The 14,489-nt window shown below is 62.4% G+C and carries 11 protein-coding genes; 3 read left to right on the top strand and 8 right to left on the bottom strand.

Annotated elements, in window-relative coordinates:
• Nucleotides 1-37 precede the first annotated feature (37 nt).
• Together WFJ97_RS12785 and WFJ97_RS12780 are read left to right on the top strand one after the other, a co-directional pair.
• On the top strand, nt 38-532 hold the full coding sequence (locus WFJ97_RS12785; RefSeq protein WP_336641760.1) for a hypothetical protein: 495 nt from the start codon (nt 38-40) through the stop codon (nt 530-532).
• Nucleotides 533-1,507: 975 nt separating this feature from the next.
• Nucleotides 1,508-1,834 carry a DUF7882 family protein gene (locus tag WFJ97_RS12780; RefSeq protein ID WP_336641759.1) on the top strand — a complete coding sequence of 109 codons (327 nt, stop codon included), beginning with the start codon at nt 1,508-1,510 and terminating at the stop codon, nt 1,832-1,834.
• 1,555 nt (nt 1,835-3,389) lie between these two features.
• On the opposite strand, the gene WFJ97_RS12775 is transcribed toward WFJ97_RS12780, so the two are convergent.
• The 3 genes from WFJ97_RS12775 to WFJ97_RS12765 form a co-directional block, all read right to left on the bottom strand.
• The gene (locus WFJ97_RS12775) at nt 3,390-3,959 is read right to left on the bottom strand and encodes a hypothetical protein (protein WP_336641758.1); all 570 of its coding nucleotides are present in this window, start codon (nt 3,957-3,959) and stop codon (nt 3,390-3,392) included.
• Nucleotides 3,960-4,066: 107 nt separating this feature from the next.
• Nucleotides 4,067-5,842 carry a DUF4012 domain-containing protein gene (locus WFJ97_RS12770; RefSeq protein WP_336641757.1) on the bottom strand — a complete coding sequence of 592 codons (1,776 nt, stop codon included), beginning with the start codon at nt 5,840-5,842 and terminating at the stop codon, nt 4,067-4,069.
• A 35-nt stretch (nt 5,843-5,877) separates the two neighbouring features.
• Nucleotides 5,878-7,188: a UDP-glucose dehydrogenase family protein gene (locus WFJ97_RS12765; protein WP_336641756.1), complete on the bottom strand. Its 1,311-nt coding sequence runs from the start codon at nt 7,186-7,188 to the stop codon at nt 5,878-5,880.
• Between the two features lie 228 nt (nt 7,189-7,416).
• On the opposite strand from WFJ97_RS12765, the gene WFJ97_RS12760 reads away from it, so the two are divergent.
• Nucleotides 7,417-8,802: a hypothetical protein gene (locus WFJ97_RS12760; RefSeq protein ID WP_336641755.1), complete on the top strand. Its 1,386-nt coding sequence runs from the start codon at nt 7,417-7,419 to the stop codon at nt 8,800-8,802.
• Here WFJ97_RS12760 and WFJ97_RS12755 read toward each other — a convergent pair.
• The 5 genes from WFJ97_RS12755 to WFJ97_RS12735 form a co-directional block, all read right to left on the bottom strand.
• The gene (locus tag WFJ97_RS12755; RefSeq protein WP_336641754.1) at nt 8,765-9,787 is read right to left on the bottom strand and encodes a glycosyltransferase family 2 protein; all 1,023 of its coding nucleotides are present in this window, start codon (nt 9,785-9,787) and stop codon (nt 8,765-8,767) included. The genes WFJ97_RS12760 and WFJ97_RS12755 overlap by 38 nt on opposite strands.
• 19 nt (nt 9,788-9,806) lie before the next feature.
• The gene (locus WFJ97_RS12750; RefSeq protein ID WP_336641753.1) at nt 9,807-10,940 is read right to left on the bottom strand and encodes a glycosyltransferase; all 1,134 of its coding nucleotides are present in this window, start codon (nt 10,938-10,940) and stop codon (nt 9,807-9,809) included.
• Nucleotides 10,937-12,103: a glycosyltransferase family 4 protein gene (locus WFJ97_RS12745; RefSeq protein ID WP_336641752.1), complete on the bottom strand. Its 1,167-nt coding sequence runs from the start codon at nt 12,101-12,103 to the stop codon at nt 10,937-10,939. Before WFJ97_RS12745 ends, WFJ97_RS12750 begins: the two co-directional genes overlap by 4 nt.
• A 1-nt stretch (nt 12,104) precedes the next feature.
• Nucleotides 12,105-13,280: a lipopolysaccharide biosynthesis protein gene (locus WFJ97_RS12740; RefSeq protein WP_336641751.1), complete on the bottom strand. Its 1,176-nt coding sequence runs from the start codon at nt 13,278-13,280 to the stop codon at nt 12,105-12,107.
• A 77-nt stretch (nt 13,281-13,357) separates the two neighbouring features.
• Nucleotides 13,358-14,434 carry a polysaccharide pyruvyl transferase family protein gene (locus tag WFJ97_RS12735; RefSeq protein WP_336641750.1) on the bottom strand — a complete coding sequence of 359 codons (1,077 nt, stop codon included), beginning with the start codon at nt 14,432-14,434 and terminating at the stop codon, nt 13,358-13,360.
• Nucleotides 14,435-14,489 lie beyond the last annotated feature (55 nt).

Raw genomic sequence — 14,489 nt, 5'->3', positions numbered from 1 at the left:
GTCTAACGCACGATTGCCGTCGATCCAGGACCGCGCGGTGATCGCGATTGGATTCTATCGCGCCTTCACTCGCCAGCCGATGCCGACGGAGCGATCCGTCTTCCCGATCGTCGCGGGGATATCGATCGTGATACTCGTGATGCATCTGATCGCATCCCCCGTCGGCTGTCTCGTGCGGCGGATACGCGTATCTGCGAATAGGAGATCACGCGGGTGGTGGTTGGCGGGCTGGCTCGTCTGGACGGGCACCCTGAGCCTCGCTGTGCCCGTGCTGCCGCGGTCGACGGTGGCGAACGCCCTGCTGGCAGACGGCCCTGCGCCGGATCCGCCGACCATCCGCGCCGGACAGGTGCTACTTCTCCTCGCGGCGCCGGGCGTCTTCCCCGCAGTATGGCGAACCACGATGCCCTTTCGGCTACCGAGACGCCAATGGGTCGCGGTTCCGATCGCTCTCGCGATCGCCGCCGCCTTCGTCCGGCGGATCTTCACCATGCTCGTCGGCGGCGTCCTGCAACCCAGCCTCAGCTATTAATACTCCCCCACCGGCAGTGACCCTCCCCTGTGCAGGATCGAACGGTGAAGAGCAGCGGGCACTAATCGGACCTATCGGGTATTCAGGCGCGATCAAACCGTCCTTGCAATACGCGCGATGGCCACGGAATCTTCTTCCTTAACAGCGGGATGCCGCTTACGATGCTTCGAGCGCGTGATTGATTTCATCGGTCCGGCGCGATGGTCGGATGCCCGTGGAGTGGAGGGTCTCGGCCGCATCGGGAGGGCTGTGGCCGGCGTCTCGACCGACACAGATTCGGCCCTCCACATCTGGGGTGTGGGGGGCCGAATCGTCCCGCGCGCCGGGGTTTGACATCTCAGCCGCCGCCTTCGGGTGCATCACTGGGGATGATGCAGGAAGAGGCACGTCTCAGGGAGCGCGCGTTGACGCCACACTACTCCTGCTCGTTTATGAGTCAACAAGGAACATCACGTCGAGAAGTGAGCGGTCAAACGCCGTGATGCAGGTCGAGGTCTTCGGCGTCATCGATCTCGAGTTCATCCGCGTCGTCATGAGGCTGTTTCGGGTACAGCCGGTGTGCGCGGAGGTTGGCCGCTTCCTCTGAGAAGTCGGGGTCGTCACCGGACTAGGTTTGTGGTCCGACGAGGATGTCGTTTCCGACGCCGGCGATGAGGTCCGCGCAGTCCTTCTCACCGTCGATGAGAATCGGGATCTGCAGCGCTGCGGATTCCCCGTCTGCCGCAATCGCCGCGGCGAGAGTCACGAGCGCGTCTGCGACATCGTCGGTGGTGATGAGCTGTTGGCCGGCTTAGGAGACGAGTTTCATCCCCACATCATCCGACGCTGCGACCAGTGTTGATCAGGGGTTGTCTTCCCGCTTTTCCTTCGACAGCGGGAATGTCGGCGGTCTGTGAGAAAATCTTTCGCCACCCAGCGTCTGATCTATGACGCGCCTCACGACACGGGTTCCTGTGGCCGCTGAAAGGAAGGCCGATGGGCCGCTTCGTCTACGATAACGGGCAGAAGGTCGAGGTCGAGGACCGCGCTCTGCGGCACCTGCAGATGGTCATGACGAGCAAGCTGCGCCGCGGGGAGCCCTTCGCGTTCAGCTGGAAGGATGACCACAGCACTGGGGGCGGTCGCACGACCGTGTGGGTGCACGCCGGCAGCAACCTCGTCTACAGGTACCACTGTAGCCGGCAGCCGCAGATCAAACGTGCATGGGTCGATGCCCTGGCGCAGACTGCCAACAGTCCCAGCGGCCTCTGCTTAGTATCGGAACCCGTGGGATCGACGCTTGCGTCTGGAACTCGCGCTTGAGCTGAGATCCGTCAGGCGCCGAGTTCGTCGTCGGACTCGCGCACTCGGAACCACATGTCAGCTCCATCAAAAAAGGGCCGATCATGTCATGGTCACCGATGTGTGAATCCTCGAATGAGTCGCGGTACCCGTGCACCTCCCCGGAAGCTGAGACGATCATTGCCTCGTAGCCCATCGTCAAGTCCGCGAAGCGACGGGCTTGGATCCGCTCTTCCAACAGGACCCGGCGGTCGTGATGACCAGAGTCTGCAGATATCCGCTTCATCGCCTAATCAGGGTCGTATCGGTCTCCGCGAGGACCTGCACGAACTCTCCCTCTCGGAAGAGCAACAGGCCGGTGACGTCGTGAGTGTCGTTGTTCTATCGGCTCATTGTGAGGAGGTCGCCGAGTTTCTCGTCGCTGAAAGGGTGCGAGGCGGAGCAGCAGTACACGAGCAAGTCAATCGAGTGATCTTCGGTCACATGGAACCTTCCTGGCGTGCCGATGAACTCGGGACCGCCGTCATCGCAGCATGGTGATCATCGAAGTCCCCGAGAACTCTCGACGAGGCATCGAATGCGCGCCATAAGCCGCCAGCCTGCCGGTCGATGTAGCCAAGGAAGGAACCGTCTCGGCTACCGACGAAGAACCCCGACGCTACGCACGCCCACAACGTGGTCGTCGGCGGGAGGGGACTCATGGGGTCAGCGTATATGTAGAGCTACCGATCTAGATATGCATGGTCTTGACCAGGCAGACCGTTCACCTCAGGGGTCGTGAAAGAGGAGACGAGCCACCAGCCGTGCGGGGCCGAGGTGGGAGTGCTCCCCGGCCGAAATGCACATCCCCTTCTCCTCGGTCGCCATGGTCACGACATTCGCATCCTGGCGATCAGTTCGATAGAGGGGGGGCATCCTCTCGTAAGCGTCGGGAGATGTCCGGCGGTCTATCCGCTTGCAGCGACCCGAACAGGCGAGAAGGCTCGAATCCCCGTGCCCTATTCGTATCCTTCTCAAGCAGTGGATTATGTGTCATCGAGCTAAGATTAGGTAGCGAGCTAAGCCGCGAAATCCTCGGGGGAGGAGAACGCAGACGGCTGTTTCGCTTCGGTGGCCCACCAGTCGTATGGACTTTCCCGGGGAACGGTGGGCCACCATTCTTTTGCGCGTGGTCAAGCCGGCAGGTCTAGGATGTTACGCGCGGAGCTGTAGAAGATGCCCTCACATCGGGCTCTGCATGCTGGCGGCTGGCGGTTTCCCCTCAGGGCGCAAGCCGCCAGCACTCTCCGTTCGTGAGGAATGACCTCACCTCACTGGCGCACGCCGACAATATCTGGGGGCGTCGGCACGGCACAACGCGGACTTCACGCGTTTGCATGACCAACTTGATGGTTCAGGCCTGCCGGAAGCTTCGCGCCGCCACGATAGCCCCGCCACGATCGCGATCTAGCCATCGGGTCTTGGGCGGGCAGAACCTATGAGTGAGTACCTTTGGGCCCGCGCACGGAAGCGTATGCACACGGAAGGGCGCCCTGGCCAAAGATGACCAAAGCGCCCTTCTCAGCTAGCGGTGCGGTCAGACCAGCTCGTGCTTCTTGTTGCGGCGAACCGTCGCAGCGACCGCAAGGCCGCCGCCCGCGAGTACAAGTGCTCCGCCGCCAATCCACAGCGGGAGTAGGGCGGCGTTATCGAGGCCTGTCGTTGCGAGGTTGTCATCCTCGTCGGCAGCGGCACCCGAAATGGTGATGTAAGCGACGACACCGGTGGGGTTCGAAGGCGAGGTCGCGAGGATGGTGTATCGGCCAGATGCGTTCGAGGGAAGCGTGATTCGCGACGGGTCGACTCCCCCGGCAGCGTTGGCCGTGACTGTACCGAGGGACTTTGTCTCGATCGCGAACTTCACGAACCCGAGTGATGCGCCGAGGGCGCTCTCTCCCGTGATGCTGATCGTGACTGCTTCGCCGGCTTCGAAAACTCCGCCAGGGACCGAGAACAAGACGGTGCCGCCTGCTTCGACGGTAGACGAACTCACGACGCCGGTCGCCGGAGGGGTGTAAGTGTTCGCCGTTGCGAGGGTCGGGGTGATGAACAGGGCGCCAGCCACGAGTGCGGCCGCGGCGCTGGCCTTGATGAGAGTGCGCTTCATGGCGGGGGCCTTTCTGGTGTGTTCCTATCGCACGTCGTTCCATGGGGCCCGACGCCGTGGTACAGGGAAGCCAGCGATGGTTTCCCACCAGAGCCCCCCTGAAACTATTATTTCGGAATACCGCACTCGGGCGCAACGTCCGACGTTACTTCTTCGTCAATTGTCGGTGTCGTTCGCGTAACGATGTGAGGCGTAGTCGGGGTAGACACCTGTGCGGCGAGAGTCGCCGACTGACCCGGGGCAAGCTGGACCGTCCACACCACGACGTCGCGACCTCTGTCGATGCCGCCGCCGAATCCCGGTGTCTCTACGTCCCCTCCGGCCGCGATCGACACGGGCGTGGAGCCCTGAGGTAGGTATACGTATATAGCGGTCTTGATCTCGCCTGGTGAGACACCCTGACCTCCACCTCCAGTGATGTAGGCAGGCAGGCCCCCAGCATCGGCCGGTGCATTGTTTCGTATAGTGACGTCGAGCTGCGCCAGATCGGGTCCGCACCACGATGTCGACGTCGCGAGCGTCTGGAAGTAGTCCATCTTCGACGCAGTGGAGTCATTCGCATAGACGCCGAATGACGTCGTGGTTGCATCGGTCTCAGGAATCGCCCCCTGGAGCGTGGTGCCATCGAGGATTTTCTGTTCGGATTCCTCTCGATTCCAGATCAGCAACCGATTCTCCGAACCTGATCGCGCCATCGCGGTGAGCAGGTCCGAGGGGGACCCGGCGCCAGACGTCAGCGTGCTGAAGACCGCCCCTGCAGCTGAAGCAAAGAACGCGTCCTGTGCCCGAGGGTCCGCGTATCGGTGGTAAACCTCGTTGAGGAGGAGGTCGACCGCATTGTCGCCGGAGAGCACGTCGCCGGTTGGCAACGTGACGGGACCGGTTGCTTTGAGGAGGTAGGAAAGCGCGACAGGATCGAGAGCGATCACCCCGTCGACATCGACGCCCGTCTCGCGTAGCCACATTTCGCGGGCGATCGGCGCTCCTCGACTGAAGTCTGGAATCTGCGTCACGTTCTGAATGAATCGTGCCGGCTGCGTGCCGAACAGCTGCTGTTCATCGGCGCTGAGGGTCACGACCGCCTCGTCGTATCTGGGGAAGTCGGAGGACGATCCCTGCGCGACGAGCGAGATGTGCCCTCCCTCGGTGTGCAGCTGTAACGCGGCCCCGACGATCCCTCCGAGTGACCGCCACTCCGCGTTGTTCTGGAAAACGAGAAGGTAGTCACGCGGACCGTCGGACCCGAGCATCGCCGGCATCAACTCACAGGCGCGGTGCAGAGCGTCGACCGCGAAGTAGGTCTGCGCCACAAGACCGGACACCTCGTCGACCGCGTCTCTAAGCGGCGCGATGAGAAGTTCGGTGTCAATGTCTCGGGTCTTGGCTACAGCAGCACCGAGCGATTCGGCACTGCTCGCAGCGGCGGGCGCGATGGCAACGAAAGGGGCCGTGTCGATGACACCGTCCTGTGGGCGGATGCTGTCGATAGAGAAGGTCGTCGCGACCGAGACCAGTGGATCGAGCGAGTTCGACGCGATGTCATCCAGTGCTGCCGAGACGGTCGACACAGCCTCGAGCTGAGGGCCGACCCAGGGGAGCATCTCGCCGAGCTTCCACACGACATCGTCCGTTAGAGCATGTGCTGCCGATGTGTCGGATGAGATCTGCTCGACGAGAGCGGGGGCCGCGGCCGGATTTTTCAGCACCTCGGGCGCGCGTTCAGCTGCAGACCGCGCGCTGTCGAGGTGCTGATACGCAGCATAACCTCGGATGCCGATCCACGCGGCACCGGCCACGCTGATGACAAGCAGGCCACCGAGCACCCAGGCTGAGATGCGGCCTGCCCGGTGTCGTCGACGGGCAGACGAGGTCTCGGAAGTCACAGTCACACGATAGCGGTGGTGCGCGGCCGCCGGGGTCAGGGGCGCCCCATGCCGAAGTAGGTCCACCCTGCAGCGCGCCACAAGGCCGCGTCCAGGCAATTTCGGCCATCGACGATTCTCTTGCCTGAAACGAGCTCGGAGGCGTGCTCCGGCGACAAGTCGCGACGGTACTCCTCCCACTCGGTCGCGATGATGACGGCATCCGCACCTCGAAGCGCGTCGTCGCGGTCGTCAACGTAGTCCAACTGCGGATGCTGACGTCGCGCGTTCTCGATCGCCTCGGGATCTGTGACGGTCACGTCGGCTCCCAGGTCATGCAGACGCATGGCGATGTCGAGCGCTGGGGAGTCGCGGATGTCGTCGCTGTGCGGCTTGAACGCAGCGCCCAGAACAGTGACCTGTTTGCCGACGAGCTCGCCTTCCAGCGCCTCGACCACCAGCGTCACCGCCCGCTCGCGCCGACGCAGGTTGATGGCATCGACTTCGCGCAGAAACCCGACGGACTCGCCGCGACCAAGTTCTTCGGCCCGCGCGGCGAACGCCCGGATGTCCTTCGGAAGACACCCTCCGCCGAATCCGATCCCTGCACCCAGAAACTGACGTCCGATTCGCGCATCGTGCCCGATCGCCGTCGCGAGCTGGGTCACGTCGGCCCCGGTCGCTTCAGCGATCTCGGCCATCGCATTGATGAAGGAGATCTTGGTTGCGAGAAACGCGTTCGCAGAAACCTTGACGAGCTCCGCGGTCGCGAGATCAGTCACAAGGAAAGGGGTGCCCTTATCGATCGACGATTGGTAAACCTCGCGCAGCAGGTCGGCAGCGCGGGAGCCGTGACCCCCATGTGGCACGCCGACGACGAGGCGATCGGGATCGATGGTGTCTTGGACGGCCCAGCCCTCGCGAAGAAACTCCGGGTTCCAAACAAGCGTCGCACCGGTCGGCATCACACGTTCCAAGAGCCTTGCCGCTGTGCCAACGGGAACGGTCGACTTACCGGCCACGACGTCGCCCGGCCCGATGTAGGGAAGGAGCGAATCGATTGCGGCATCCACGAATGTGAGATCCGCAGCGTTGCCGTCCTTCTGTTGAGGAGTGCCGACGCCCACGAAGTGCACCCGCGCACCCTGCGCCTCAGCAATGTCGGTGGTGAACCGCAATCGGCCCGATTCGATCCCCTGCGCCAAGACCTCCGGGAGGCCTGGCTCGAAGAACGGGGCTTCGCCCCTGGCCAACGAATCGACTTTGCGTTCGTCGACATCGATTCCTACGACGTCGTGCCCAATGGATGCCATCGCGGCGGCGTGGACCGCGCCGAGGTAACCGCAGCCGATGACCGAGAGTTTCATGGGGCTCCAACCTATATGCCGATGTGCCTGACTCATGCATATCAGACCGGGGAGACCCCCCTGCTACATCCTCAGAGAGTGGCCACGTCGAGGCCGCTGGCGCTGCATCGTCGCCGTTGGCACGAATCTCTTGTCGTCTTGCGTGTTGGGAGTGCCCAGTGACCAGTATTCTCATAACTAGCGACGGAATCACGGTGTTCTGTCAATGCTGAGACAGGGGGCGCGTGCGTGGGAACCGGCTCGTTACTGCTCTGTGCCCTTTTTTTTGCGTTACTCGGCATCCTGACAGCTCACCGCTACCGCTCCTGGCTGGCGCCCGCTCCCATCTGGAACCTATGCTGGGGCGTCCTCTTCCTGTCGACGGCGGTTCTGGGGTACGGCTTTGACGTGCCTGCGGCTGGCGCCATCGCTCTCGTTTTCCTGGCCGCGCTTTACAGTCTCCCGGGGTTTCTCCTGAACTCGACCGTCGCGAACCTGGCAACGACGCGAGCCGGGGGCGTACCTCACCGTTTCGTGCCGCCCGTGCGAATCCTGCTCTTACTCGCCCTCATTGGGGCGGTCGGTGCTATTCAAGTGGGTGCAGAACTCGGCACATCATTGTTCTCTGTTCGCTCCGTGGGTCAGCTCTTCGACCTCGGTCAACAAAATGCGGTGAACATTTTTCGCGGAGAAACCAATTTCTCGGTTATCGTCAATGTGGCTTTCGCCGGCCTTCAGTTTGGCACCGCGCTCGCTGGCGTCCGCGTCGCCCTGCGCCCGAGCAGAGGCGCGATTGTAGTTACCCTTCTCTTGACAGCGATAGCGTTTCTTTGGAGCTCGATCACTACCCAGCGTTCGTATCTCCTCGTCCCTCTCGTTTGGTTCGTGGCTGGATACCTGGCCACCCTCGTGTGGGCTGGTAGAAGGGGGATCTCGAGGCGAGCTGCCGCTCTCGCAGTTGCAGGTGGGAGCATCGTCTTGCTGCTCGTCGTATTTCTTCGAGCCGTGCGAACCACCGGGGCAGATGCTGGACTGTCCGAGAGTTCGTTCGCACCTACCCGGCTTTGGCTCGCCGGATACATTCCGACGTTTGCCGCGTGGTTTGAGCAATCAGAGACGACGGAAGCGAGCTTCGGCATTTTCAATGGTGTTGTCGCTCTCATCCAGCCTCTTCTCGGGATTCGGGTTTCCGACGATGGCGGCGAAAGCAATTATTTCGCGATCGGTGCAGGGCTGAGCTCAAATGCGGGCACTTCGATGATGCGGATCGTCGGAACCGGCGGGCTCGTATGGGGTGGGTTGACCGTCATCCTCCTCGGCCTCATCGCGCACGTGATTTACCGGCGCACGGCGCGCGGAGGGGCGGTAGCGGCTGCAGCCTATGTCGGAGTGCTTGTGAGCACCCTCTGGTCGACCAACGCGTGGTTCCTGGGGTACGGAGGCAGAGTGCTCGCGCTGGTCCTGATGATATCGACAGCTGTCATCGCGGTTCGCGCAACGGACCGCGATGACAGCTCTGGGGACCTATTTCCTCGGGCTCGAAGCAAGCACGCCGACAACGGACGACGGAAGAACGCCCCTGTATCAGTGACCAGGCCTACCGCGCCGAGTTCTCCACCACCCTCCTATTCCTGAGCCGCGCGCGGATATCCAGTAGCCGGCGGCGGATGCTGGGATAGTGCTGCCCGGAGAGCTTCACCAAGGTGGAATGCATAGCGACCCGTGCATCGGTGAGAGGCAAGCGGGCGATCTCGGCCCACTTCATCCTTGAGAGGGCGTCAGTCAGCACCGACCGCGCTGTCTTCTCTGAGCTGAGGCGGAGGGCGGTGTCCACGCTGGCGAGATACCAGTGGGCATAGTCGTAGCGAAGAAGATCGCGTGAGCGATCGCCAGTCATTCCCACTGCCCTCGCCGCTTGTGCGATCGCCTCGCGACAGAGGATGAGATTGTTGAGGTCGGGCTCCTTCGTGTTGGTAATCGAACCCTCACGGATCACATGGGTGTAGCGCACGTCGGGGAGAATCACGATCTTCTGCAAGCTGCCGACAACACCAGCGAATCCGCAGAAGTCGCTCTGCGAGCGCATCGGCGGGAACATGTCGACGGGCAGTGCTTCACGTCGGAACAGCTTCGTCCATAAATATCCCTTTAACTCACCGCGCAGCATCGCGTCAACGCCTCGGGCGCCGTCGATGATCCGAGTGGTGGGCAGCGCCTCTACTCTGCCCAGCAGTGCTCCAGAACTGTATCCCCATCGGGCTCCGGTAACGACAGCATCGGCTTCCTCTGTCTGGGCCGACTCCAACATGTCGCGGACGATGTCGTCGGACCACTCATCGTCCCAGTCGACGAACCAGATATATGTGCCACGGGCGACAGCCAAGGCAGCGTTGCGAGCGGCGGCCACGCCGCTGTTCTCCGCGAATGCGATGACTCGGACATCAGTGCGATCCGCAGAGAACGCGACGGCGCGCTCGAGGGAATCATCGGTCGAGCCATCATCGATGATGAGGAGTTCGGATTGACTCGGCAACGCGCGCGCGACTCGTATCAGTGCAGCTGACAGTTCGTTGCCGGCGTTGTGAACCGGCAGAATGACGGTGACGGCGGGCGTTAGCATCGGGATTCCATCTCCGGGGTCATCGGGACGTCGGGGGTGTCCAGGTCGCAAAAGTGCGACCTCTTCGTGCTACGACAACCCCCTGGAAGGTAGCCGCGACCGCGAGAAGCATCTCTCTTATGGAAGCAGCCGGTCCCCAAATGCGCGGTAGTACGAAGAGCGCGATAGAAGCGACCGCGGTTAGGAGTATCGCGAACCACCAGGAGAACAGGGCCGCAGCGGCGATAGCGGCGAGGCCAGCGATCAGCAAGAAGAGGGCCCCGTGCCATCGCATCTGCTTGTGAGAGAAGAACTTCCAGCGGTCGAGTGCAGACATTGCGCGTACCGACGTGCGCATCGACGAGTACGTGTGGAACGCTCTGGCGGCAATTCTGACCTTCCGCGAGTACTCGTCACGGCTCGAAGAGACGAGCTGCTCGTAGGCGATCACGGCGGGATCATAAATGAGTCTCAGTCCGGCATAGACCACGGACATGCTCACAGTGAAGTCATCCTGTACAGTGTCGGGGAAATCAGGGTAGAGGTATCGGCGCACTGCGAAGATGGAACCATCGCCGCCCATCACATTTCCCGTGCGCGACTCTTCAGCCTTCAGGGCCTCGTCGAGTCCCCAGTACGCATGGCCGACGTGTTCGGTAGCGGTCCCGCGATTGAATCCGTACTCCAAGTGCCCGCAGACGCCCCCGACTTGTGGATCGGAGAACGCGTTCTGCAACGCATCCAGCGCCCCAGGATCCAGCATCACATTCGCGTCTGTGAAGACCAGAATAGGTCGATCGGCAATGGCTACAAGGCGCTTCATCCCCGCTGCCTTACCACTACGGCCCGGGCCGGGAATGAGCTCGGCCAGATCGGGCCGTTCGCCGTAGACCTCCGCACAACCGTCGGTGGAGCCGTCGTCGTAGATGAGAATCTTGATATCAGGGTAGCGAGATTTCAACCCTGCGAGGTTCTCCATCTTCGCCGGCGCCGTCGACACCTCGTTGTAGGCGCAGAAGAGGATCGCGTACTCCGCTCCGGTAGTCGTAGTCATTGAAGCTTTCAGAGGGCGAGTGCGAAGCCCTCTCAGGATCATCGGATAGATGGCGTACGGATAGGCGAACAGCAACAGCGTCAGCAATGCGACGCCCAGGAGAACGAGCGGCCAGATCACGATCGGTCTTCCGCCACATCGCCGAAGGCGTGAATCGCCGGGCGGATATGTGCGTCCCAAGAGAATGCTGCGAGAGCATGGCGCTGCGCGGATCGCCCCAGCCGACTAATCTCTTCGGGATCACGGCAGAGTCGTCGCAAAGCGTCCGAGACCTCACCCACGCTCGACCCCTCGACCACGAAGCCCGTCTCGCCATCTGTCACGAGTTCACGAGGGCCGCCGATGTCTCCGATGATCGGGGTGCAGCCGAATGACATCGCGTCCGCAATCACCAATCCGAAACCTTCGAAGTCATTGCCCTCACCGACATGTGTGTGCGGATGCACGAATACGTCCGCCCATCGGTACAACCCCGGGATGTCTTCGTCCGCGACATACCCGAGGAAGCGCACATGGTCCTGGATCCCCAGCTCGGTGACCAGATCGTCGAGCCGTTCACGCTCCGGCCCCGTTCCAGCTACCCAGAGCTGCAGACCGGTAAAGCCTTCCGCGACCACGGCTGCGACGGCACGGATCGTGATGTCGACGTTCTTTCTCGGTACGAGCCGCGACAGGGAGAGGACATGCAGCCCTACCCGGGGTGAGCGCTCCTGCGAGTGAATGGCCTCATCGCGATAGCTCAATCCGTTATGGCGGACAAACCACCGGTCGGGACACGCTCGTATCACGCGCTTCGCGGCTAGTTCGGTGGCGTGCGAGACCGAGATGACAGTATCCGCGTTCCGGAACGCACGATGCATCGGCTGGTTCAGCAGTCGGGGCACGTTGAGGACCTCACGCCCGTGGATCGTGATGACCTTCGACGCTCTCCGGAAAGCGAGAGTGGCCACGATTCCCACTCGCCAGGTGGTCGAGTGCACTCGGGTCAGATCTCGAAGTCGGCGAGCGGTAATTGCGGTCCAGATCATCCGCGCGAAGACGATCGGTTGCGAGCCGCGACCGCAATTCCAAAGCGTGAAATCCCCAACATCCGTACGGACCTTTCGCCACCCATTCGACGAGTCCGTCTGTGTCATGACAACGACGTCGTAGCCAGATCGCAGGTACGCCATCACGACTTGCTGAGAGTACTGCTCAACGCCCCCCGTAGTGGGAGGGAACCCTTTGGCGAGGACGAGAATCGTCTTTCGGGGGAGGGCCTCATGCGCGGATTTGTTACTCATGTCAGTTGTTCCCGTCCAGTTCTTGCGGGTGTTGCCTGTCGTAACGGTCAGCCTCAACGATGAGCACGACGACGGTGTACAGATAGCCGAGTAGCGTCGCAGCCCCGAAACACACGGTCGTGCCGAGAAGGTCTGCGTCAAGAACTCGAGCGATGACGACAGCGGCGAGGACGAGCCCCAGCCGCGTAAGCTGCAAGCTCAGCAGGCGGCGCTCGCGCCCGAGCATCGGCAGTAGCGGCATCAACGGTCCGACGAGTAACTGGAACGAGATCGGAAATGCTAAGACCGCTGTCACGATTCCGGCTGCTTCCCACCCCTTTCCCAAGATCGGTACAGCGAGTGGAGGCGCCAGGACGGTCAGAACCAGTGCGACAGAGGCGGAGATACCGGAGAGCACCAGCATCTGGCGGCGTACCTGCCGTCCTAAGCCCGGACGCGACGCACGAATAAGCGCTGAGCTGCGGCTCTGAGTGAGCTGTGACAGTGATTGTCCGACCAGTGTGATCGGGGCTCCCGCTATACGTTGCGAGACGCCAACATAGCCGCTCGCGCTCGGGCCGAGCGTCATTCCGCTCGTTACGGTCAGCGTCTGACCGGTCGCGCTGGCGGCAACGCCAGCTAGAACCGAAGGGGTGATTCGACGGATCCCGTATCCCCGGGACTCGTCGCCGACATCATTGCGATTCCACCGGGGGCTGCCGATCGAGGTGAGAAGTATGGCCAAACCTCTCCCGGCGAGAACGGAAACAGCGAGAAGCCAGATATCGAGAGTGAGCGAAGCGCAGACGAGCTGCAGGACCGCCGTCAGAGCTCCCGCGAGCCCGTTGCGTATCGCCAAGCGCGTCTCTGAGCCCGCGCGGATGAGACGGGCATTATCGAGCACCGTGATGGCAAGGGCGGTCGTCTGCAACGCGCACATTGCAGCGATCTGAGCAGGTTGCATACCGCTTGACAGGGCCAGAATCGCTGCCGCGAGTGTTGTCACCGCCGCGACGGCGAGCACCATGAGAACGCCGCGAATATATAGGCCTCGCGCATTCTCATCGTGCGTCACGGACGGAAGTATGAACTCCGTGCGCAGCGTGGCGAGCGGTTGAATCATCATTGCCAGCGAAGCAGCGATCTGAAAGGCACCGAAGGTCGCTGGATCATACGTACGGCTGAGGATCGGGATCACAGACAGGAGACTGAGCTGTCCGATGAGTTGGCCGGACACCACGGCGGCTACGTGCCGTCTGCCCCGCTTGCCCGGCGTCATCGGCCGCCGTTCGAAAACGTCGCAACGATGCGCGCCCTCAGCGATCTCAAGTCGTCACGGGCACGACCCATGGCATATGCGGTTTTTTCCTCTCGCAAGACGAGATCGCCGGGGCCGAAGGTACGAAGCGCATCGAGCGATTCTTGGCCCGCAAGCGAAAAGCTTTCCAAGCCGACGGTGCTGAGATGATGCTCGATTTTCGGGCTGGCATCAGACGTCCAGCCCAGCGGTAGTGCGCCTTCTGTCGCGCCGATGATCAACGCATGCAAACGGTCCGACAGAATCACGCGGCTTCGGCTGTAGACGTCGCGCACCCGTCGCTCAGCGCTGTCGTGGCGCTCAGTCTCCCAGCCGACGATATCGCATCCAAGGAAGCTCGCGATCTCGCGAGAGCGTGCCTCGTCACGACGAACCTGGGTCACCACCAGCGGGGTCAGCCCGGCGCGCGCGGCAAAGGAGCGCACGGCTTGCAGCCATTCGACTGTGGGCGGGGGGCGATCTCCGCGGAGCGATAGAGCCAGGAACGATCGCTCCGCGGGCGTCCCGCTCGCGTCGATGCCGAATGCCCAATCGGGGGCCAGTTCGGCGCCTGCGCCGATCCGTGCGGCGCTGGATGGTTCGCGCCATGTGAGCACCGACGCCGAACGTGCGATGAAGCGGAACGGCCACGTGTACCCGCGTCGCGTGGCGCGAACACCCGCACCCGCCCAGATGATTGGTCGACGACGTGCGCGGATGAGAATGATGGGTGCGAGAGCCGGGAGAATCATGATGAAGCCCTTGCGGGTGACGGTGAATTCGCCGGGATTGAACGCGAAAGCCGCGCGACCCACAAGCGCGTCCTTCCACAGGTTCGCGAGCCAGCTCGAATAAGACCGTGAAATCTCGGACTCTCTCAGACCGAGCCCCGCGACATAACCTTCCGCCGGGTCCCCTGCCCAGACGGTCAGCGCCGAAGCGGTGCGAAGGACATCCGCGTAGGGGCGACGGAGCACAGAATCGCCGATGTTGTCTGTCTGGCCGGTCAGCCAGAGGTATGTCTTCAACGGTGCGTCCCGGGAGGCGAATTTCATCGATTAGTGTCCTTTTCGTCGGGCCGGGACTGGGGTGGGGTGAGAAGTGCGCAAC

Source organism: Microbacterium sp. USHLN272 (assembly GCF_037149655.1).
Taxonomy (GTDB): Bacteria; Actinomycetota; Actinomycetes; order Actinomycetales; family Microbacteriaceae; genus Microbacterium; species Microbacterium galbinum.
The sequence above is the reverse complement of the archived record's forward strand: the minus strand, read 5'-3'. Positions and strand labels throughout refer to the sequence as shown.